Origin of the sequence: Enterococcus sp. DIV0840 (assembly GCF_050527835.1) — a bacterium.
Lineage (GTDB): Bacteria > Bacillota > Bacilli > Lactobacillales > Enterococcaceae > Enterococcus_L > Enterococcus_L ureasiticus.
On record NZ_CP172876.1, the window covers coordinates 1,456,473 to 1,479,853 of the forward strand.

At 35.0% G+C, this 23,381-nt stretch carries 19 protein-coding genes; 18 read left to right on the forward strand and 1 reads right to left on the reverse strand.

The features are described 5' to 3' along the window. Positions 1–69 precede the first annotated feature (69 nt). The 17 genes from IGL98_RS06920 (at position 70) to IGL98_RS07000 (ending at position 22,327) form a co-directional block, all read left to right on the forward strand. Positions 70–2,154, forward strand: a complete 2,085-nt coding sequence (locus tag IGL98_RS06920) for a TerB N-terminal domain-containing protein (protein ID WP_206912069.1) — start codon at positions 70–72, stop codon at positions 2,152–2,154. Further along, positions 2,151–3,461 carry an ATP-binding protein gene (locus IGL98_RS06925; protein WP_206912070.1) on the forward strand — a complete coding sequence of 437 codons (1,311 nt, stop codon included), beginning with the start codon at positions 2,151–2,153 and terminating at the stop codon, positions 3,459–3,461. Before IGL98_RS06920 ends, IGL98_RS06925 begins: the two co-directional genes overlap by 4 nt. A 6-nt stretch (positions 3,462–3,467) precedes the next feature. Continuing rightward, positions 3,468–5,597 (forward strand): DEAD/DEAH box helicase, encoded by a 2,130-nt coding sequence (locus tag IGL98_RS06930; RefSeq protein ID WP_206912071.1) that lies wholly within the window; start codon positions 3,468–3,470, stop codon positions 5,595–5,597. Between the two features lie 75 nt (positions 5,598–5,672). After that, positions 5,673–6,524 carry a DUF6287 domain-containing protein gene (locus IGL98_RS06935; protein WP_206912072.1) on the forward strand — a complete coding sequence of 284 codons (852 nt, stop codon included), beginning with the start codon at positions 5,673–5,675 and terminating at the stop codon, positions 6,522–6,524. A 324-nt stretch (positions 6,525–6,848) separates the two neighbouring features. Beyond that, the gene (locus IGL98_RS06940; RefSeq protein WP_206845539.1) at positions 6,849–7,517 is read left to right on the forward strand and encodes a TetR/AcrR family transcriptional regulator; all 669 of its coding nucleotides are present in this window, start codon (positions 6,849–6,851) and stop codon (positions 7,515–7,517) included. Continuing rightward, on the forward strand, positions 7,495–8,451 hold the full coding sequence (locus IGL98_RS06945; protein WP_206845536.1) for an alpha/beta fold hydrolase: 957 nt from the start codon (positions 7,495–7,497) through the stop codon (positions 8,449–8,451). Before IGL98_RS06940 ends, IGL98_RS06945 begins: the two co-directional genes overlap by 23 nt. Positions 8,452–8,469: 18 nt before the next feature. After that, positions 8,470–8,784, forward strand: coding sequence for a hypothetical protein (locus IGL98_RS06950; protein WP_206845533.1), 315 nt, complete (start codon positions 8,470–8,472; stop codon positions 8,782–8,784). Continuing rightward, on the forward strand, positions 8,760–9,401 hold the full coding sequence (locus IGL98_RS06955; RefSeq protein ID WP_339099598.1) for an alpha/beta fold hydrolase: 642 nt from the start codon (positions 8,760–8,762) through the stop codon (positions 9,399–9,401). Before IGL98_RS06950 ends, IGL98_RS06955 begins: the two co-directional genes overlap by 25 nt. A gap of 616 nt (positions 9,402–10,017) precedes the next feature. Next, the gene (locus IGL98_RS06960; protein ID WP_206845528.1) at positions 10,018–11,925 is read left to right on the forward strand and encodes a BglG family transcription antiterminator; all 1,908 of its coding nucleotides are present in this window, start codon (positions 10,018–10,020) and stop codon (positions 11,923–11,925) included. Then, positions 11,926–12,372 carry a PTS sugar transporter subunit IIA gene (locus IGL98_RS06965; protein WP_206845527.1) on the forward strand — a complete coding sequence of 149 codons (447 nt, stop codon included), beginning with the start codon at positions 11,926–11,928 and terminating at the stop codon, positions 12,370–12,372. 15 nt (positions 12,373–12,387) lie between these two features. Next, positions 12,388–12,711, forward strand: coding sequence for a PTS fructose transporter subunit IIB (locus IGL98_RS06970; RefSeq protein WP_206845525.1), 324 nt, complete (start codon positions 12,388–12,390; stop codon positions 12,709–12,711). Between the two features lie 17 nt (positions 12,712–12,728). Continuing rightward, complete coding sequence (locus tag IGL98_RS06975; RefSeq protein ID WP_206845523.1) at positions 12,729–13,844, forward strand: PTS fructose transporter subunit IIC; 1,116 nt, start codon at positions 12,729–12,731, stop codon at positions 13,842–13,844. Beyond that, positions 13,844–16,444: an alpha-mannosidase gene (locus IGL98_RS06980; protein WP_206912073.1), complete on the forward strand. Its 2,601-nt coding sequence runs from the start codon at positions 13,844–13,846 to the stop codon at positions 16,442–16,444. The genes IGL98_RS06975 and IGL98_RS06980 overlap by 1 nt, the downstream gene beginning before the upstream one ends. Before the next feature lie 83 nt (positions 16,445–16,527). Next, complete coding sequence (locus IGL98_RS06985) at positions 16,528–17,739, forward strand: RbtT/DalT/CsbX family MFS transporter (RefSeq protein WP_206912074.1); 1,212 nt, start codon at positions 16,528–16,530, stop codon at positions 17,737–17,739. A gap of 355 nt (positions 17,740–18,094) precedes the next feature. Continuing rightward, positions 18,095–19,933, forward strand: coding sequence for a beta-glucoside-specific PTS transporter subunit IIABC (locus IGL98_RS06990; RefSeq protein WP_206912075.1), 1,839 nt, complete (start codon positions 18,095–18,097; stop codon positions 19,931–19,933). A 55-nt stretch (positions 19,934–19,988) separates the two neighbouring features. Next, a complete protein-coding gene (locus IGL98_RS06995) occupies positions 19,989–21,455 on the forward strand; it encodes a glycoside hydrolase family 1 protein (protein ID WP_206845510.1) in 1,467 nt (488 codons plus the stop codon). 20 nt (positions 21,456–21,475) lie between these two features. Then, positions 21,476–22,327 (forward strand): PRD domain-containing protein, encoded by an 852-nt coding sequence (locus IGL98_RS07000; protein WP_206845507.1) that lies wholly within the window; start codon positions 21,476–21,478, stop codon positions 22,325–22,327. Positions 22,328–22,508: 181 nt separating this feature from the next. On the opposite strand, the gene IGL98_RS07005 is transcribed toward IGL98_RS07000, so the two are convergent. Further along, positions 22,509–22,775 carry a bacteriocin immunity protein gene (locus IGL98_RS07005; protein ID WP_206845498.1) on the reverse strand — a complete coding sequence of 89 codons (267 nt, stop codon included), beginning with the start codon at positions 22,773–22,775 and terminating at the stop codon, positions 22,509–22,511. Positions 22,776–22,891: 116 nt separating this feature from the next. Here IGL98_RS07005 and IGL98_RS07010 point away from each other — a divergent pair, with 116 nt between their 5' ends. Beyond that, complete coding sequence (locus IGL98_RS07010; protein ID WP_206845494.1) at positions 22,892–23,287, forward strand: Lrp/AsnC family transcriptional regulator; 396 nt, start codon at positions 22,892–22,894, stop codon at positions 23,285–23,287. Positions 23,288–23,381 lie beyond the last annotated feature (94 nt).

Sequence of the window (23,381 nt, forward strand, 5' to 3'; positions counted from 1 at the left end):
AAATTTGTTACAATGATATTAATAAATGTGTGAAATTTTTTGATTTGATTGATTTTGAGGAGATTGAAAATGAAAAAATTAGTAGGAATAATACTTAATTTATTTGGTGGTTTTTGGCTTTTTTTTGGTATAGTTGGTGGAATTATTTCAAGCAATGATTTCACTTCCGGTACCATAGTGGCTTTGCTAGGTTTAGGCATTTTTTCTTTAGGAAATAAGATTAAACAATCTAAAACCACTTTGTGGGAAGATATAACCAATAAAGTTCATTTAGATTATGACAAAATTGACCAGATTAAGCAGTCAATTTTTAGCTGGTTGGGCCAAATGAGTCCGCTAGTTTTGGATGTCAAGAAAAAGCTACTCACTCTCTTTAAATCTTTTCAGCATCATTCGGAAGATAAAAATAAAACAATGAAAGTAAAGCCCGAAAAAATCGTTAGGAAGAAAAAAATAGATCCTTCTGAAACTATAAAAAATCAGAAGAGAAATGTTAAGAATCAAGTAGCGGCTGAAATAGTAAAATTGTTAAAAGAAGAAAAAATAAGAGTAGAAGGGAAAGGTGTACAAAATAAAATAGATGACAAAAATTTTGTGAAAGAAGAACAATACAATACAAAACGTCATTCTAGTAAAAAAGGATTATTCTACAATGAATCAGCCATCATTTTAGCTGAATATCGCCATCTAACAACACCAGAAGAATTGTTACAAGTGATAGCTGAGCCGAATCGGAATAGTTATTCATATAGCTCATTCGGTGCAAAAGAATTCATAAGGGATTCATTGAAATACAAAAATAGTTCAGGTAGTTATTGTGAACCAGTTGAATTAACGAGTTATTACACTATTTTTTCTGATTTGAACAATGAACAAAAAGCTTGGTATTTTTATTGGAGAACGAACGCTTTGAATTTAAACTTTTTAGATGTGGACTTGTCATATATATACTTATTTACTTATGAATTGCTAAACTATTCTTTTAATGAAAATGCAGCTTTTAATGTCAGTATGTTAGTACACCTATATGAAGCATATAAAAAAAAATATAGGGTTGATCGTTTAAAAGAAGTCATCTTCGATATGTTGCTTGAACTAAATCAAACTGACTTAACTAAAAAATGGATAAATGAACGTTATACTCCTACTCTATACTCAAATTTAAAAGAAGAAAAAGAGATTTCTACTATCTCTATGACCGTTTGGAAAACATATTTAAAATACTATCGTGAAACAAGGTTCTTTAAGGCAAATCGTTCTCAGATTTACAAAATATTTAAAACGTGTACGTTTTTGTTAAATGACTTTTATGAAAAAGAGTCTCTTAAAATCATAGATGTTTATTTTGAAGAAAAAACAGAAAGCCGACAAGCCTATTTATTTTCAGGAATGGTCATTTTAAGAGAGACTTCTGTAAAAACATATTCAGAACGACACATATATGCAACGGACAGAGCATACGAAGATATTTCGGCGTTCTTTAAGTTAGCTGAAAATGTCACTCGAGTAATTCAAGGAGAAAAACGTCAATTAGAAATAAAAAATAATCCGTTTCATACTACTCTTCATGATGAGATGTTGGAATATATGAATACTTTAAAAAACAAAAAAAGATTTAAACAAGTAATGGAACCAGAAACTTCTGCATTTGGAAGCTTAATTCCACAACCTTTACAAGTTGAGAAAAAGCAGCAAGTTGTAATTGTGTTTGATGATGAAAGAATCAAGCAACTTCAAAAAGAAACAGATTCTTTAGTAAGCGAGGTAAATAAACGGATTGAAGACAATGATAGCCAAGATGATATGGAAAGAATCTCTAAAGTTCAAGTTGAAACAACAAGCATTAACAGTAATGATTTTTTTGCTCAATCGGTTGAAATCGATGAAGAAATAATTGAAGAGTTTGCAGAAACTCTAAATCCAATCGAACGTTCATTTCTCAGTTTGTTTAAAAATCTAACAATTGAAATTAAGGACGCCGAACACTTTGCCAAGAAACATGGTCAGATGCTTAGTATTTTGATAACAGATATAAATGAAAAAAGTTTAGATAGTTTAGATGATAATCTAATAGAGGAGAAAGATAGCGTAATTGAATTATATGAAGAGTTCCAAAGTATTATAGCTAAGACGAAGGAGATAGAAAAAGTATGAACATTAGAAAAAGAGATTCCTTAGTAATTTTAAATTCTCTTAACGGGGGCGTCGTACCTACAAGAGGTATTCAACATATCATGGTCGGAAGAACAGAAGAAGCAAAACAGATTATGACAGATTTAGATAATATCAAAAGCGGATTATCAGTTGTTCGCTTTTTTGTGGGTTCTTTTGGTAGTGGAAAAAGTTTTATTCAAGGATTTATTAAACAATTGGCATTCAATGAGAAATTTGTTGTAGCATCAGCAGACTTTTCACCTGAAAGAAGATTATACGGAAACGAAGGAAAAGCGGTATCTATTTATAGCGAGTTGATCAAGAATTTATCAACAGCAACCCAGCCAGAAGGAAATGCATTGCCTAAAATTATCGATCGTTGGATAAATGAATGTCAAAAAGAAGTATTAAATGAGATGGGACTCGATTTTGATGCTATCGAAACATTGGAGGTTGTAAAAGCAGTTGAAGAAAAGATCAAGGATGTTGTAAATCAACTTGATGAATTTACCGGTGGATTCGAGTTTTCTAGAATATTGATTCAGTATTTTACAGGATTTTTACAGGAAAATGTCGAGCTCCAAAGATGTGCATTAAAATGGCTTCGAGGTGAATATGGAACCAGAACAGAAGCCAAAAATGATTTGGGATTAAGAGAAATTATTTCTGATGATAATTGGTATAACTATTTAAAAGTTTTATCTCAATTTATCAAATTGATTGGCTATAGTGGGCTAGTCGTGAATTTTGATGAAGCAATCAATTTATATAAGATCACTCATGTACAGACAAGAGAAAAAAATTACGAAACTATTTTGAAAATGTATAACGATATTCTTCAAGGAAATGTTGAAGGACTTTATATCACTTTTTCAGGAACAAATGAGTTTTTAGAGGATGAACGTCGCGGACTGTATAGCTACGGTGCGTTAAAAAGAAGGTTAGAAATAAACCAATATGAAACAGATGAATATCGAGATTTTGAACAGCCTGTTATTCGCTTGACGCCTTTAAAAAATGATGAAGTGTTTATTTTATTACAACGGTTGCGTGATATCCATGCCGCTCATTATTCATATGAAACAACAATTACTGAAAATGAGATAAAAAATTATATGATCGAAATGTATAATTTACCTGGTGCAGAAGATTTTCTAACAGTTGGAGATATCATTCGTCGATTTCTAGGTGCTTTAAACATACTACAACAAAATCCAACGTTTGATCGTGAAACGATTTTTGGTCAACAAATTGAAGAAAAAAAAGTTAAAAAAAACAAGTCACGTTTCTCAGTTAGTGAAGGATAGCAGAGTATGAGTACATTTGACCTATTATCAAAAAATATGCAGAAGAAAATTTGGGAGATGCAATGGAAACGGTTTACGCCCATTCAAGAAAAAGCCATACCTGCAATATTAACGACCAGAAAGAATATTATCCTTTCATCTGCCACGGCATCTGGTAAGACAGAAGCTGCATTACTTCCAATTTTATCTGATATTGAAAGAAATAAGACAGAAGGATTACGAGTTATTTATATTTCTCCTTTGAAGGCGCTGATTAACAATCAATTTGAACGTGTAACAGAGCTTTCCGATTCTTTAGGGATTGGTATTACAAAGTGGCATGGGGACGTCTCCGCAACAATAAAGAAGAAATTTCGAAGTAAGCCTACGGAAATCTTACAAATAACACCTGAATCAATTGAAAGTTTATTTATTAATTATCCTAACGATGTCGGGAAAATATTCAAGCATGTTGAATATGTAGTCATTGATGAGATCCATTCATTCATAGGATCAGATAGAGGTGTTCATCTACAATCTTTGCTTTCAAGAATAAAAGAATTAAATGAAGTGAATTATAGGATGATTGGATTGTCAGCAACAATCGATGATTATGAAGTTGTCAAAAACTGGGTAGATTACCATGATCCAGACAATGTCACAATTATTGAAGAAAAAGGTTCAGATAAGCAACTACTGTATTCTTTAATGGCATTTAAAGGCGAAGATGCGAAGATGCTAAGAGTTGACTTACTAGAAGATATTCGTGAATTGACACGAGATTCCAAAGCAATCATTTTTTGCAATAGCCGTAGTAAGGTGGAAGAAGTTACAGTCTTTTTGAATCGATTAGCCAAAAGGGAAGGCATCGGAGAAACTTATTATGCGCATCATTCATCTATTGATAAAAAAGAGCGTGAGTATGTAGAGAAAATGATGCAAGAAGCAAACGGACCTAAATCTATTGTTTCAACTAGTACATTAGAGTTAGGAATTGATATCGGTTCTGTTGATTTGATTATTCAACTTGATAGTACTTTTTCAGTCTCTTCTTTGAAGCAACGACTAGGCCGTTCAGGAAGACAGTCAGGAACTGAACAAACTTTACAATTGTATGCGACAGACGAAGATAATTTACTTCAGTCATTAGCAATTATGGAGTTAGTTTTAGAAAAATGGATAGAACCTGCCACAGATTTTATTTTACCGTACGATATTGCTATTCAACAGATAATCTCAATATGTGCGCAAGGTAATGGAATTAACGGAAATGAACTCTGCAGAAGAATTGTGGCTAACCCGGCTTTTCATACTTTAGAAGAGGAAAAAGTGGTCTTGTTAGTTAAGCATTTGATTAAAATAGATATCTTAGAATTACTGGATAAAACTAGCGAGGTAGTTGTTGGAATTGAAGGAGAGAAATTACTTAGAGGGAAAGATTTCTATGCAATTTTTATGTCACCAGAAGAATATCAGGTTTTTCATGGATCTAAAGCTATTGGTCAGATACATAAGACGCCATTTGTAGGAGAAAATGATCAGATTATATTAGCGGGTCGAATTTGGACAATAATTTCATTGGATGATAAGTTGAATAAATGTTATGTAGTCTCAGGTAAACAAGGAAAAGCAGCTAGTTACTTTGGAGATGGAGGCTATTTTCATGAGAAAATCGGTGAGAAAATTATGGAACTTCTCTGTAGCGATGTAGCGTTTGAGTATATCGATGAAGAGGCATCGTCACTCTTAAATGATAGCCGTAAAGTTTATCATTTTAAGGGTTTGACTGGAAAAAATCGAGCGATATTTAATGATCGAAATGAATATATAATGGAAACTTTTGCTTCAACAGAAGTTGCAACGACAATTCACTGGATAATGAAATATTTAGGTGTGAAAGTCTCTAAAAGAGACTATTATGGGCGAATGAAATTTTCCTATGATAAGGATATTCATGGATTACTAAAAGAAATTGAAGATTTTTCTTTAAAAGAAGAAGTACTTTTAAAGTTAAAGTCAGAAGTAGAACCTTTTAAAACAAAGTACTCAGATTATCTACCTAAAAAATTATTAGATGAGGTTCATGCTAAGAGGTCTTTTGAGCTAGAAGAAACGATAAACTTTGTAAAAAGAATTAACTGGGTAATTATAAAATGAATGACCATACTAAGTACTAAAAATATGATGTAAGAGTTAAAACTGATAGAATAATGATATAGGAGTGTTAAGAAAATGAAATGGAAGATTTCTGGATGCATCTTAATTGTATTACTAATCTTAGTATCTTGTAAGAATGTCAAGGATAGTAGCAAAGAGCTCTCCACTCAATCTACTTCAACAACAAAGCCAATTATAAATAATTCTACAACCACTAAATCTAGTGAAGCCATTCAAATCAACAGCTCTACAGAACAAAATCCATACGGTTTAGAAGCACCAAATGATATCTACACTCATTTGATTGTCACAAATGCAAAAGGCAATAAGTATCTTAGAGATAACGGTTACTACACAGTGATAAAAACAGACACAACAAATCCAGATCAATCGTTTGTTTCAGAATATTCGGCGTTACTCCCAAACGTAAATGATGCATATGGAGGAGAGACCTATATGTATTTCTGGTGTAATAGTGAAATGAAACGTGTATTAAAAGATGTTTGGATTGATGATACTATTATCTTTTTTGAAGCCAATGAGGATTATTTGAATCAACTTGAGAATGCACAAACGCCATCAGCCTCTCTTCAAGGAGATTTAGATATAGAGGCAATCAATAATGGCGACATCAACAGCTTAGTCGGAACTTGGCAAAACGGAACTGGAGATATTTTGGTAATAAATGCTGATGGCACGACAAATAGAAGGCAAACTGTTCATACAATAAAAGATTCTGACAAAATCAGTAAAATCCCATATGCTAGTTTATCAACCGGAGAGATAGGAGGATCAATTCCTTTAGGACTTTTTAAGGCTGGGTTTGAAAATCCTGACGGGGACAATTCGGACGCTACAAAAGCAAGACTCATTTTAGCTCAACAAGGAGGAGCATATCCTGCAGAAAGTTATTATTATAGACAATAAGCATGTTACGTCATTTCAGTAAAATAATTTTCATCTTATTTTAGAAGAAGAATCAATCAGTAGTTGAGTAATGTTCTGAATCAGGACTTACTCAGCTTTTTTCTTATTAACTAAAACAATGAAAATTTCTGTAGATTAGATGATGTGATGAGTCTTTTTAGTAATACTTCCATCTAAATTAAATACTATCAGACGATAATTAGTCGAAATACTGATGTTAGAAGCCAAAATAGAACATGAAATCAATACAATTTGACATTCCCCAAAAAAAGCGTATGATAAAAACATACCGATTGAATGTTTTTTAGAAAAAGGAGAGATTACATGCCTAAAAAATATACAGCAGAGGAAGCTAAATCATTAATTCTAGATGTTTCAACACAACTATTTATAGAAAAAGGCTATGAAAAAACATCTATTTCCGATATCGTCAAAGGTTTAGATGGTTTAACCAAAGGTGCCGTTTATCACCACTATGCATCTAAAGATGAGATCATAGATGCCGTCGTCAGACGATTTATTCCCAATGAAACTGCCTTAACGGCAATTATGGAAAAAGATAAATTAAATGGATTAGAGAAAATTCAAGCTTTGTTATTTGAAGGAATGTTCAATAGTGAGGCCAGTCAATCGCGAAGCCTTAGTTTTACGTTATTAGATAATCCTAAATTCTTTTCAATGTATATTCGAACGACGAATGAAATTATGGCACCATTAGTAGAAACCTGTTTGATCGAAGGAAACAGCGATGGATCAGCCACAGTTGATCAACCGAAACAAATGGCTGAATTAGCGATCTTGATTTTAAGTACATGGTTTATTCAAGCCTTGTTTCCAAATACAGTAGAGACCTTTTTTGAAAAATTAATGGCTGCCAAAAGAATGCTTGAAAATAGTGGAATGCCAATTATCAGTGATGTATTTTTAGAGCAACTTGACCAACAAATTATGCTAAAGGCGGCAGAACTAAATGACCAAACAACTGAAAACTAAATCACTAAGCGTCAGACTATTAAAAGGACTGGGCAAAGTAACCTTAGGTCTAATCACTATCCTAATTGTGTCCTTAATGATTACCTTTACGATTCACCAGATAAGTTTGAAAAGCGAAGCAAAACGAATTGAATCATATGGTGAGAAATTAAAAATATTTGATGGCGAGATGAATATTGTTGATGAAGGTAAAGGACAGAAAACGATTTTACTTTTACCAGGGCAAGGAACAGCCAGTCCTTATTTAGATTTTAAACCGATGATCGATGAGTTGAAGAAAGAGTATCGTGTAGTTACGATTGAGCCATTTGGCTATGGCTTAAGTAGCCAAACAAATCGACGTCGTAGTGTTGAAAATATTGTGGAAGAAATCCACCAAGTAGCCAAAGAATTGAATATTTCTAAATACACATTGATGGGGCACTCGATTGCGGGTCTTTATGCGGTGAATTACGCTCAAGTTTACCCAAATGAAATGGAAGGCTTTGTGGGAATTGATTCCAGCACACCAGAACAACCCTGGCCTGGTATCGATATGTCAGTCTTTGACTTCTTAAAAACAGCAGGTGTTTTTCGAGCGTTAATCAAAGTGAATCCAGAAAAGGGGTTAGGCGTGAGTCAAGATAATCCTGACTTTGAACAGATTAAGTTATTGATGATGAAGAACATGAGTAGTCCTGCGATGAAAGATGAACTTCAAGAATTAAGCAATAGCTTTCCTGATTCTCGCGGCTTAATTTATCCAAAAAATATGCCGGTTTTATTATTTGTTGCTGATAATGATATGAATCAAAAAAATTGGCTTGAGATGCATCAAGATCAGGTGAAAGGTTTAGATAAAGGAAAATTGATTCAACTGCCAGGCGCCCATTATTTACACCACACGCAAATGGAAACAATCGTAAAAGAAACAACAAATTTTTTGAATAACTGACAGAGTTGAGGAATGACTATGAAAAAAGTAGTTAAGATTTTAGGTATTTTAGTTGGAGGTTTATTGGTAGTTGTGTTTCTTGTTTTTGTCGGAATTTACGCAAATAATAAAATCCACCTAAAAAAAGAAACGAAAAAAATTATTCCTTATGGTCAAGAAGTGAAAGTAGATAACAAATCTCTACGTGTTCAAGTAACGGGAATCGGTGACGAAACAATGGTGTTGTTACCAGGCTATCTAACTGGATCTCCTGTACTTGATTTTCAACCTTTGGTGAATGAGCTATCAAAAAAAATCAGGTCGTCGTGGTGGAACCCTTCGGCTATGGGTTAAGTGATGATACGGATAAAGTACGTCCGATTGAGAATGCAACGAGTGAACTTCATCAAGCGTTGGAGCAGTTGAATATCAGCTCGTATCACTTAGTAGGGCATTCTATTTCTGGAGTGTATTCACTTGCTTATATTAATGATTATTCCAATGAAGTGAAAAGTTTTATTGGGATTGATAGTAGTTTGCGTACTCAAGGCGGAGCAGATGATAATCAAGGTGAAGTCATTAAGTTATTGGGCCAATCAGGGATGTATCGTCTATTCTTTGATGTAGAACCTTCATTTTTGAATACCCCTAAGTTATCAAAAAAAGATACTGAATTGTTTAAATATATTTCCTTAAAGAATATTGGCAATAAAGCGACTTTGAATGAGGGAGAAGTCATGCAAGAGAATTTTGATAAAGTAGCTGAGTTAAGGTATCCAGCTCAACTACCAGTCTTATACTTTTTAGCCTCTGAAAGTGTTGAGCCAGACGATAAATGGGGTCCGATTCATGAAGATATGATAAAAGATAGTCAGAAGTCTGAGATAGAGATTTTAGAAGGTAGCCATTATTTACACCACACTCAATCAGGAAAAATAGTAAAAACAATTAATGATTTTTTAGAGAAGTAAAGGTCATGGTACCGACATGTAAGACAGTTACTTTATTTTAATGCTACCAAATGATTTAGATGTACTTGAGCGTATGGAGGATATGCTTATAATCGAAGGTGAAAATATCTATTCTCAAAAGATAGATGAATTACTTTTTTCGATTGATGGGACTGTTTCAATTTTCTGATGGTAGAAGTATAGAAATAAAAATTAAAAACTTGATAAAAGAAACGATTTGAATTACTCTTATATTCGTATGTTTATTTTGGCAAATAAAGTTTGAAATTAAGGGAAATTTGTAGAGGCTAATCTAAAGTTGAGTATTGTTCCAAACTAGGACTTACTCAACTTTTTTGCTACTTCTCGTTATTAACAAATATAGGTGAAAAGTTTCCCTTCCCAACATAGTTAAACTTTTATAAGCAGTGATCTTTCCCTAAGAAAAAACATCCTCCATTCATTCCCCACCGTAACTCACCCCACATAAATTCCTTAAACTAATGCTATAATGCAACTATAATTTCCAAAAAAATCACCCTCCCACTTTTTACACGATTATATCCTGTAAAAGAAAGGGTTTTCTTGAATACGCTTTAATCATATTATATAACTACAGAGAGGATAGTGAATCGAAATGGTACTCGATAGACGTGAAAAAGAGATTGTTACGATTTTATTAGATAATGAGGTAACAACCATCTCACAAATTGCTGAAATCATGCAGTTATCGAATAAAACAATTTCACAATCTTTAAAGTCCATTGATAACTATTTTGAAGGAAGTGATACATCACTTATTCGTAAACCCAAAGTTGGAATTTCATTAGTTGGGAATGTTGATAAAATTTATCAGCTTATACAATCAACAAATGACCAAGCAATCCCAACGACGAAAGAAGAGCGAGTACAATATCTCTGTTTTGAAATTTTGAAAAAGTCTGATTATTTTACCAGGCAAGAGTTGCAGGATTCTTTATTCATTGGGAAAACGACGCTTGAAAAAGATATGAATAAAGTAAACGAGATTTTTGCATTATTTCATGTCACGATCGAATGGATTCCAGGAAAAGGTTCTTTTCTTAATTTAATGGAGCAAGAAAAAAGGAAGCTTGCTGTGGATTTAATTTATTATTTCTGGGGTCATAAGTGGCAAGTTGTTAAAACAGAAAAGTCTTTTGTGCATACGATCGAAGGGGTTCCAGATTTTGCTAAAGACTTTGTAAATTTGAATACGCTAAAAGAAATTGATGCATTATTGCAAGACTATCTTTCGAAAATACAACAAAAGTTGAGTGATATGAGCTATCATTCGCTGTTACTTCATTTACTCATTACGATTGAGCGCATCAATGATGGCAAGCTTTTAGAAGGGAGCCATCAGGAAAAAGAAGAAGCTTTTAGTTCTGAACTTGTTCAGTTTATAGAAGCATTGGAGAGACAGTTTGACGTATGTTTACCTGCTTCTGAGATTCGGTTTATCCAAATTCATTTAACCATCGATGATCAAAATGAAAACGAATTCTTACTTAAAAGCAGTGATGACGATCGGATTAGAGAATTGATTAAGCAGACGATTGCTGATTATGATGAACCTTCCTTAGTAGGTTTTGTAGTACATATTAAATCAGCAATTGAACGGATTCGAAATGGTTTGCCAGTGATCAATCCTTTTGTAATGGATGTAAAGCAAAGTTTTCCAATTTCTTTCGACGAAGCGATTCAGTTAAAACAAGAACTGGAGAAAGGATTGAACGTTTCAATTCCAGTAGATGAGGTTGCCTATTTGGCCGTGCATATTCAGACTTTCAAGGAACGTAAAAAAGAAGAAAACTCCTATAAATTAAAAGCGCTTCTTGTTTGCAGCAGTGGTAAAGGAACGTCGCAGTTGCTTGCGGCAAGAATTAGAAGAACATTTCCTGAAATTGAAATTTCCCGCATTCTTTCTATCCAAGAATTAGCGCAAACAAAAATTACCGAGGAACTGATTCTTTCTACGGTTAATTTAGAAATGAAAAGTCACGATATTCTTTATGTTTCACCTGTTTTAACTCAAACAGATCAAGCCAAAATCGGAAAATTCATAGCAGAAAGTACTCAAATTTCCATAAGAACGAGAGAGTTTTCGCGTTTGATTCAACCGAACTTGATTTTCTTGGATGAAGCATTTGCTGATTTAGAGTCGGTCATTCGTTTTATTGGAGAAAAGCTCATCACCTTGAATTATGTTAAAGAGGGGATTGTGGACTCTGCCATTGAGCGAGAAAAATTATCGTTTACTTCATTTGGTAAGTTTGCTAGCCCCCACGGAGAGCCCAAATTTGTAAACAAATCGACGATTGTATTTCTACGATTAAAAGATGAAATAAAATGGGGCGATGCGAAGGTGAAATGTGTTTTTTTCATATGTATCAAAGATGAAACGCCACAAGAGTTAGAACGTATTTACGATAGTCTACTTGAGATTATCGATAGTGGCAACAAAGGGTATTTACTCAAAGGAAACAAAGAACAACTATTTAGTTATTTGAAAGAAGGAACGTAGATGAATGTTGCACAAGTATTAGATATAAAACAAGTCGTGATTGATTTAGAGGCGACAAGTAAAGAAATGGTCGTAGAAGCTTTAGCTTCCAAACTAGATGAAAAAGGTGTTCTTTCAAATCGGGAAACTTATATTCAATCCGTGTTAGAACGTGAAGAACACTCAACAACTGGTGTGGGAAATGGGATCGCAATTCCTCATGGAAAAAGTGAAGTTGTTTCAGAGGCAGCGATTGCGTTTGCTAAATTAAAAACACCAGTAGAATGGCAATCCCTGGATGATCAACCTGTTTCAATCGTGATCATGCTTGCGATTCCAGATTCAGAAAAAGGAGATACACATTTACGGTTGTTATCAGAAATTGCAGTGAAATTAATGGATGACGATTTTGTCGAAGCATTAAAAAATAAAACGGAACCAACAGCAATTATTAAACTATTAGGATAAATGGAGGAAGTTAAAATGAAAAGAAAAATTATTGCAGTAACAGCATGTGCAACAGGCGTAGCCCACACGTATATGGCAGCTCAGGCTTTAAAAAAAGGTGCAAAAGCGCTTGGAGATATGATCAAAGTTGAAACACAAGGTGCGACTGGGATTGAAAATGAATTAACGGAAAAAGACGCGCAAATCGGTGAAGTCGTCATTTTTGCAGTAGATACTAAAGTGAGAAACGAAGAACGTTTTGCTGGTAAAAAAATTCTAAGAGTTCCTGTTGCAGCACCAATTAAAGATGCGGAAAAAGTCATTAAAGAAGCGTTAGCTTTAGTAGATGCAGACAATTAATAGTGAGGAGAAAGAAAATGAAAAAAATTGCGAATGACATTAAGAATCATGTATTAACAGGTATTTCTTATATGATCCCACTTGTAATTGCTGGGGCTGTAATTATGGCGATTTCACGAGTTGGGGGATCACTTTATGGCATTACGGACATTTGGGATGGTTCTTATGCTGAAAGTACTAATGGCATTATTCGTTTACTTCATAGTATTGACGGATTTGGTGGCACGGCTTTAGGACTAATGTTTCCTGTGATCTCGGCATTTATTGCCTATTCCGTTGTAGATAAATTAGGGATCGCACCCGGTTTAGTCGGTGGGATGCTGGTTAAAGATATTAATGCAGGATTTCTTGGAGCCATTGCTGCAGGGTTGATTGCTGGATATGTTTGTCTTTGGATTCGTAATAACGTTAAATTACCTAAATCAATGGCTTCTGTTGTACCAGTTTTCTTGATTCCAGTTTTAGGCACATTGGTTACGGTGTTAGTGATCAACTATGTGATCGGTGTACCATTTGCAGCGTTAAATACAGGACTTGAAAATTGGTTAAATAGTTTAAGTGGCGGAAATCAAATTTTAATGGCTGCGATCGTTGGCGGTATGGTTGGGTTTGATTTAGGCGGTCCAGTAAATAAAGCTGCTGTAACAACTGCAATGGCCTTATTAACAAGTGGTGTCTACGCTCCAAATACAGCAGCTCAAGTAGCGATTATCATTCCGCCGATCGGTTTAGGTTTAGCAACATTATTTGCTAAGAAAAAATACAATACTGAATTAAAAGAAGCAGGTAAATCATCGATTATTATGGGGTTAGTTGGAATTAGTGAAGGTGCAATTCCGTTTGCGGTTGAAAATCCACTTAAAGTAATTCCTTCAACAGTAATAGGATCAGCAATTGGTTCAGCGATGGCGGTAGGCCTTGGAGCGGTTAATACAGCGCCAATCAGTGGTTTTTATGGTTGGTTCACAGTAGAAAAATGGCCAATTTATATTCTTTCGATTGCAGTAGGTTCACTGTTTGTCGCAATTTCAAGCGCATTATTAAGAGATAAAAATGCAGGTGTTGAAGAAGTATCTATGGATTTAGATGATGACTTTGACGAAGAGGCATGGGAAGAAGAGTGGCAAAATTAATGACAAATGTACACATTGTAAATCACACACATTGGGACCGTGAATGGTATTTTACGTCGATGGATGCGCTGGTTTTAAGTGATCAGTTGTTTAGCGATGTGATTACTGAACTGAAACGTAATCCTGAAGCTAGCTTTGTATTGGATGGTCAGCTGTCTATTTTAGATGATTATTTGACGTTATACCCAGAGAAAATGGATGAAATCAAAGTGTTGATTGAAAAGGAACAATTATTTATTGGTCCTTGGTTTACCCAAACAGATGCATTCTTTACTTCTGGAGAATCTGTTTTGAGAAATGCAATGATCGGCATTTTTGAGAGTAAAAAATATGGGGACTATATGCCGATTGGTTATCTGCCGGATACGTTTGGTTTCAATGCTCAGATTCCTGTGATTTTAAATGAAGCAGGGCTGGAAAATATTATTTTATGGCGTGGCGTTCATCTAGGAAAACAAATTCAGTCTCCTTATTTCAAATGGGAAAGCTTGGGTGGTGACAATAAGTTATATGCGCTTAATTTCCCACAAGGCTATGGCACGGGAATGTTGCTTGAACCAACACTTGATTATGTGGAAGGTCGGCTGGACAAGGCAGTTGATTTCATTAAACAATATACGCATTCTACTGAAATCATGATTCCTTCTGGAAATGATCAACTGGGAATTATCTCGGATTTTAGTAATAAGGTTGAGCAAATAAAAGAATTAGGAAAATATGATTATCAAGTAAGTACGTATCAGAATTTTTTAGGGCTGATGAAAGAAATGGATTTAGAGACCTATCGTGGTGAATTTCGAGAGCCTGTCTTGGCTCGTGTTCACAAAACAATTGGATCTGTTCGTATGGATTTGAAACAAGAAATCTTTCATTTAGAGCATAAGCTGATTCGTCGGAGCGAGCCGATGTTGGTGATAGCACAGAATCTTGGAATAACTATAAGTAATCGTCTACTAATGCAAGCTTGGAAAAAATTATTAGAGTGTCAAGCTCATGATAGTTTGGCAGGATGCGTATCGGATGCAGTTGCCAAAGATATTGAGCATCGTTTGAAGGAAGCAAATGAAATCTGTGACAGTATTGAGAATATTGTATTAAAGAGAATTTCTGAATCGTTAGCGCTGTCTGATATGGAAATTTTACTGATGAATACATCTCCTACTGCATTTTCTGGAGAGAAGGTCGTTACCTTACTTTCTAAGACGAAGGAAATCGCAATCGTTGGATGTGAATCAGTAATCCTAGATGCTGAATTTGTTGAAAGCAGAGAAAATATCACGGAAGAAACACCTGCTGGAAATCGTTTTATTACAGAACCTGGTTATTATATTTTGACCTTGCGCGTGATGTGCGAGTTGCCAGGATTGGGTTATAAAGTTTTCTCTTTTGAAGAAGTTGAAAAAGCATCTAATTCTTTAAACATAGGTGATGGAACTGAGCTTTCTGTGGGGGGATATCAGCTTAAGTTTGAAAAGAACCAATTAGTATATCGGGACGCAAAACGGATAATTCCAAACGTTATTTCATTGGTTGATGATGGCAATGACGGAGATACGTATGATTTTTCTCCATTACCAAATGATACTGAAATTGCGCTCAAATTTACCGACTGTCGTTGTGAAGTATCAACATTTTTGAATCGTATGATTTTAACGGGAAGCACAAAGTTACCTTATGATTTGACTGAGAGAGTAAATTGTAAAATGACAACAGCGTTTACCTACCAGCTTATTTTGGAGCTTAACGCAGATGGTGAAATAAAAGGCGATATTCAATTTGAAAATACGGTGTTAAATCATCGCCTACGAGTGAAGATAAACACGGAACAGCCAATTAACCAAGCTCTTTCTGCGATACCTTATGGTTTTATATCTAAGGAAAATCATGAAATGGCTGGCTGGGAAAATCATTTTTCTGAAATGCCAGTGAATATTGAACCTTTTGAGAAAACGGTAAGTGTCTTTACCGATTCAGCGTCATGCTCAGTATTCACACATGACAGTAAAGAATATGAGTACCACGACTCGGAGTTACTGCTAACGTTACTTGCGACGACAGATACGTTAGGAAAGCCTGATTTATTATATCGTCCTGGTAGAGCATCAGGTGATACAACTAAAAAAGGCCATATTATGATGGCAACGCCATTAGCTCAGATGAAAGATAAACAAGTGAATAGCTCATTTGTCTTGAAGTTCGACAAGAAAGAGATTTCTGAAAAAGAAATAGCAGATTGGCGTTATGGGCTTGAGCAAACCTCAATAAGTTATCAACGTCAGAATTTAAACTATTTCATTTACCGTATTGATAATAAAATACAAAAGAGAATCGCCTCTTTAGGATTGAAAGAGCAGGAATTTAGCTTACTTTCCTTTGCTGAAAATGCTGGAGTTCTTGTGAGTGGGCTGCATAATTCTTATTACAAATCAGGATTTGTTGTTCGTTTTGAAAATCCGACAGCTAGTGCAGTGGAATTAGATATAGAAAGTCTTTTTTCACAGTGGGAAGTGGAACGGATAAATGCTATAGAAGAGGTTCAAGAATTTTCTAGTAGAATCTCACCATATGGCGTAGCAAGTTTTTTAGTTGTAAGTAAATAGTTTTATTTGGGAGGCTGGGGCAAAACTATTTTGTAGTTTTCTCTCAGCCTTTTTTATTTATCTAGTGTAGAGGAGCGACGTTTATGGTAAAAAAGATTGCGAATAGAATTGGGATCCCGGCAAGTTTATTTTATGGGTACATGGGCTTGATTTTTTTTATGCTTGGAGCAGGGATTGAAACAAGCTGGTTTTCAGCCTTTTTAGTAGCCTCAGGTTATGAAATTCAGTTAGTCTCAGTGGTTTTTAGTTTATATGGATTATTTGTCGCTATATTTTCTTGGTTAACGAGTTTTTTTGTAAATGTTTTTTCCGTTAGAAAAGTAATGGCGACAGGATTGTTTGTTTACCTTTTTAGCACGACTTTATTGATAATTGGTCTTACATTTAAATTGTTTCCGCTGATTGCTTTAGCGTATATGTTTAGAGGAGCTTCTTATCCTTTGTTTGCGTATGCCTTTTTGATTTGGATTACGCTTAGAACCGATTTAAAGAATTTAGGGAAGGCAACTTCTTGGTTTTGGTTTAGCTTTAATTTAGGAATGACGATTGTTAGTCCTTTACTTGCTTCAATAATGCTGAAGTTCGCAAATCCAATTAGTATTTTGGGCACAGGTCTTTTCTTTGCTGTGTTGGGTGGTGTACTTGCTTTAAAAGTGAATAAAGACCATCTGCCAGTTGAGGTAGAAAAAAAAGGTATGTTGAAAGAAATGAAAGAGGGCATCACGATTCTTTTTGATTATCCAAGGCTAGCAGTAGCACTTGTGGTGAAAGCAATCAATAATATTGGTCAGTTCGGCTTTGTGATTATGATGCCGATTTTCTTGATCGACCATGATTATACTTTATCTCAATGGGGCGTTATTTGGGCGATGACTTATATCGCTAATTCATTTGCTGGGATTTTGTTTGGTCATTTGGGTGATCGATATGGCTGGCGAAAAATTGTCTGCTATTTTTCAGGTACCCTTACAGCATTATCTTGTTTATTGATAGGGGGAGTAGTCTTTTATTTTCCAGGGAATGTTAAGTTGTTGATGTTCGCTTTTTTGGTATTTTCAGTTGGGATCGCGGCTTTTGGGCCACTTTCTGCGTTGATCCCTGCCCTTGTACCAGAAAAAAAAACAACAGCATTATCCGTTTTGAATCTCGGTTCAGGGTTAAGTAATTTTTTAGGTCCAGTTTTAGTGACAGCATTATTTCAAACATTCGGTGGGTTTGTCTTGCTTGCTGTTTTTGCTGGTCTTTATTTATGTGCTAGTTTATTAACAGTTTTTTTGAAAACACCAGAAATTTAAGGTTGAGTACTTTTCTTGTGTTTGAGAATGAAAAACAAGCAGTCAGTCTATACTCTGATGTGCCGTTTGTTTTTTATGTCTATGACGTTTTAAAAAAGCGTTGAATTTGAGACGTAATAGTTTGGAAAATAGAAGTAGAAGGAATGTTTTTTTCATGGTTGCGTTTCCAAAATTTCTATGCTACTATAAAGTCAATCAATAACAGGCATGTGACTGGTAATGCAGGCAGGACCTAAATAAAGCATTTTTCAACAGAAGGAGTTTTACTCTGATGAATGTTTTATTTAGTTTCTGTCTGTTTTTTTGCGTAGGATTTGGCCAATTCTGCGTAACTACTTATAAAGGGGAAATAGCGATGAACTACAAAGAAACTGCTGCGTCGATCCTAAGTTTGATCGGCGGAAAAGAAAATGTCTCTCATCTTGAACATTGCTCGACGCGCTTGCGTTTTACGTTAAAAAATAATGATGTGGTAGAAACCGAAAAACTTGAAAAAGTAGACGGCGTGATCGGGGTGCGTCAAAATGTTCAATGTCAAGTGATTATTGGAAATGATGTGGTAGAAGTTTACGATGAAATGAAGGCTCTCTTAGGTGAATTACCTCAAGATGATGGTCCTAAAGAAAAACAAAAATGGGGAGCAGTGCTACTAGATTTTATTATTTCTATTTTTCAGCCGCTAATTCCAGCGATTGCCGGCGGAGGCGTATTAAAATCATTATTATTACTCGCTTCTGTAACTGGGGTGATGAGCGATCAAAGCCAAACATACCAAATTCTTAATTTGATTGGTGGAGCGCCATTATATTTTCTTCCGATCCTAGTTGCAATGACAACAGCAAATAAATTAAAAGTAAATCAACTAGTTGCAGTATCAGCAGTGGGTGCTTTGATTCTGCCAGATTTAACGACTATGTTGGCTGAAGGGACGAACTTTCTTGGTTTTGGTGTGACGAATATTGCTTATGCATCACAAGTTTTTCCAGCAATTTTAACGGTATTGTTTTATGCACAAGTTGAGAAGCTTTTTACCAAATATTCACCGAAGCCGATTCGGATTTTCTTTGTACCGATGATGAGTTTACTGATTACAGTGCCGGTTGCGTTACTGATTTTAGGTCCATTGGGTTATAATGTCGGAACTGTGTTCTCAACAGTTATTATTTGGTTATATACTCATTTTGGTTGGGTTGCGACGGCAGTGTTGGCAGCTGTTTTACCGTTTATGGTTGTAACAGGAATGCACAAAGCAATGATTCCTTATGCTGTATCTTCTATGAGTGAGATTGGAGCGGAATTACTTTATCTACCGGCTTCTCTTGCGCATAATATTGCTGAATCTGGTGCTTGTTTTGCTGTAAGTATCAAGACGAAGGATCAAAAATTACGTTCTACTGCAGTATCAGCAGGGATTTCTGCTTTATTCGGAATTACGGAACCAGCTTTGTATGGTGTGACGATTTTAAATAAACGGGTATTATATAGTGTAATGTTCGCAAGTTTAGTTAGCGGTGGTTTTGCAGGAATTATGGCGATCAAAGCATTTGCGTTAGTTGGACCTGGTTTAGCTAGTATTACGATGTTTGTAGACAAAGCTAATCCGATGAACTTGATCTGGGCATTTGTTACGTTAGGAATCTCATTTGTTGCAGGATTTTTGTCTGTCCTATTTGTGTACAAAGATGAGGTGGCTTTAGAAGAAGCAGATGGTATGGAATTTATTTCTGGGACAGGTACAGAACAATTGGTCAGCCCAGTTGCTGGTAAAGTTATTTCTTTGACTGAAGTAAATGATGATGTTTTTTCAAGTGGATTGATCGGTGACGGACTTGCGATCATCCCAGAAGATACTATTTTGGTCGCGCCAGAAGCAGGAGAGATTACCATGGTTTTTGAAACAAAGCATGCATTAGGTTTAAAAATGAGTAATGGGGCTGAGATTCTTTTTCATATAGGTCTTAATACCGTGCAATTAGGTGGCGAGGGATTCGAAGCTTTTGTAAAAGTTGGCGATAAAGTGGTCAAAGGACAAAAGTTGATTGCTTTTGATTTAGCTAAAATCAAGGATGCCGGGTTTGATCCAACAATTGTTTGTGTTGTAACGAATAAAGAAGCCTATCAGGTAAATTCCTCTCACTATTCAGAAATGGTGACGAATCAGACAGATATATTGTCAATTGCTCCAATTATATAAATAAAAATAGCTGTAAGGCGCTTGTCCCTGACAGACTTTAAATGAGGAGAATAGTATGAATACTAAAAATGAGTTTCCAAAAGATTTTTTATGGGGCGGTGCAATCGCTGCAAATCAAGTAGAAGGTGGCTGGAATCTTGATGATAAGGGTTTATCTGTTGCAGATATAGCCAGTTATAAACCTCATGTCGATAACAAAGATTATGCTGCACATATGACTATTTCAACTGCTACAATCAAAGCTGCGATGGCAGACAAGACAGATAAAGATTATCCAAAACGTCGTGGGATTGATTTCTATCATCGTTATAAAGAAGATTTGGCATTATTTAGTGAACTGGGTTTTAAAACCTTGCGTTTATCGATTGCTTGGACGCGGTTATTTCCAACTGGGGAAGAGGAACAACCAAATGAAAAGGGGATAGCATTTTATCGTGATGTCTTCAAGGAAATGCAGCGCTTAGGGATCAAGCCTATTGTTACATTATCTCATTATGAAATGCCGCTAGCGCTTAGTTTAAATTATAATGGGTGGATCGACCGTCGTGTAATTGATGATTTTGTTCGATTTGCAACCGTTTGTTTTGAAGAATTTGGAGAATATGTTGAGTACTGGTTAACGTTCAATGAAATTGATAGTATTCACCGTCATCCTTTTACAACAGCTGGGATCGTGCCTGATAAATGTACACCAGGACAAGAAGAACAGGAAATCTACCAAGCGTTACATCATCAATTTGTAGCCAGTGCTTTAGTCACGAAAATTGCTCATGAGAAAAATTCTAACAACAAAGTGGGCTGTATGTTGACAAAATTAATGACCTATCCATTAACTTGTGCACCAATCGATGTAGAGTTAACATTAAAGAAAAACCTAGAGAATAATTTTTATACGGATGTTCAAGTTAAAGGTGTGTACCCTAAAATGATAGAAGAAGCCTTAAAAAATAAAGGGATCAACATCAAAATAACACCAGAAGAACGCCGAATCTTAAAAGAAAACACCGTTGATTTTCTTTCGTTTAGTTATTATATGTCAATGGCAGAATCTGGTGATCCAAAAGCTGAAAGAACCCCAGGTAATACCGTTTTAGGTGTTAAAAATCCCTACTTACCTTCGACTGATTGGGGCTGGCAAATTGATCCCAAAGGGTTGAAAATTTCATTGATTGAGTTATATGATCGTTACAATATACCAATGATGATCGTAGAAAATGGCATGGGCTCGGTAGATGTGTTGGAAGACGGTAAAATCCATGATCCTTATCGTGTAGACTATTTTAAAGCGCATTTTCAACAAATGAAAGAAGCAATTGATGAAGGCGTTGATTTGATAGGGTATACTAGTTGGGCGCCGATTGATTTGGTCAGTGCGGGAACATCTCAAATGTCAAAACGCTACGGATTTATCTACGTTGATGCAGACGATGAAGGAAATGGCACATATGATCGCTCTAAAAAAGATTCTTTTGATTGGTATCAAGAAGTCATTGCGACAAATGGAGCAAGTTTAGCGAAGTAGGAGACAAGGAGTGGATCGTGATGATCTTGGTAAAAAAAGTATTGAATTCAAGTGTCGTACTTGTTGAAAAAGAGGGACAAGAGATGATTGCGTTAGGGAAAGGTATTGGCTACGGTAAAAAAATTGGTGAGGCTATTTCTGATTCTTTAGTCGATAAAATATTTTTGCCGATCGAAGCGCAGAAATCCTCTCAATTTGCTGAATTAGTCGATGAAATTCCAATGCAATATTTTGAAATCACCAAAGAAATTGTCGCAATTGCTGAGGAAGAATTATCCTATCAATTGAATACCAGTATCTATCTTACGCTTTCAGATCACTTGCATTTTGCTGTAGAACGTAGTAAAAAAGGCTTGAACGTTTCAAATCGTTTGTATTGGGAAATTAAGAATTATTACCCAAAAGAATTTCATATCGGAGAAGTTGCACTCAAACGAATGAAGATGAAATACCAAATTGAATTGCCGAACGAAGAAGCATCAAACATTGCTTTTCATTTGATCAATGCGCAATCAGATCGTCATGAAGATCAAGATGGTTTAAAAAAAGCCAAATTGGTCGGTACGATTGTCAACATGGTGCGTTATTCCTTACGTCAGGAAATCGATACGAATTCAGTTCATTACACCCGGTTTATCACACACGTCCGCTTTTTTGTTGATCGTTTTTTCAACAATGGTCTGCTACAGGAAAAAGAAGATGAATTATATCGTCAAATGTGGTCGCTCTATCCTGGTGCCATGGATATTGCTACGAAGGTGAAAAATTATATCGATCAAACATATCATACACAGATACCTGAAAATGAACTTGTCTATCTGGGTGTTCATATCAATCGCTTGATGAATCATTCAGCAATCGAAAACGACTAATATTCGCTTATTGAAACCAGTTGAATTCTTTTTAGGAAAATAGAAAATATTGACTTGCTGATGTTTCTAGCTTTTTTGTTTATTAAATATACCTACAGGGAAACTTAGAGTAGATCACGTTGTCAAACGAATGCTACACGGTAAATCTCTAAATGAAAAACAGAAGTGAATTTTAAACAACTTATACTAGTTTAAATAGTTTCTTAAATAATAAAGCTTCCGATTCTGATAACCATAGTTCATTTTTTATCAGACAATTTGAAATTTCTAAGCTCATTTTATTTAGTAGTAAAGGATCAGTCTTTGAAGAAAGTAATTTATTTTGGTAGGAGACAAGCAATTCTTTTAAAGGTTGTTGTTCAGTTGTATTAAATTGATCGATAAGGTGATATAAGATTGGTAGAGCTACATTTTTTTGTCTGTTGTTACTATAATAATAGTGATTCATTATTTAACACCTCGATTTTATTTGATGAATCAATTATAATAAGCCTAGAAGATAAGGGACATAACTTGATGAAAGAATAACCGCTAAATTATTTTCAAGTTGAAAGGAAATCTCAAATGGACCACTTAGACCAACAAATTTTGCAGCTTTTAAAAGGAAATGCCAAACTATCAAATAAAGAAATTGGCGAAAAAATCCATCTTACAGGACAAGCAGTCGGTCAACGAATTACTTATTTAAAAGACAAGGGCATCATTGAAAACTATACAATCACGATCAAACAGGATGAAAAACAATTCATCCGCATTTTTATGGAGAATAATCAGTTTTCTTCTATAGAAAGAACAATCAACGAATTTGACGAAATCGACGAATTTTATAAAGTCAGCGGACATGCTTGTTATCTTGCTGTGGCTCATTTTAATCCGAAACAGTTAAATGAATTTATTGAAATCCTCTCAAAATGGGCACGTTGCAGTGTTGATTCTGTTGTTAGAAATAGTAAGATATAAATCTATAAAAGTTAGTCTGGGAACATTGACCAATAATGTTTTCCAGACTTTTTTTGGAAATTTTTTTCCTTTTAAATTAGAATTTAGAACACAT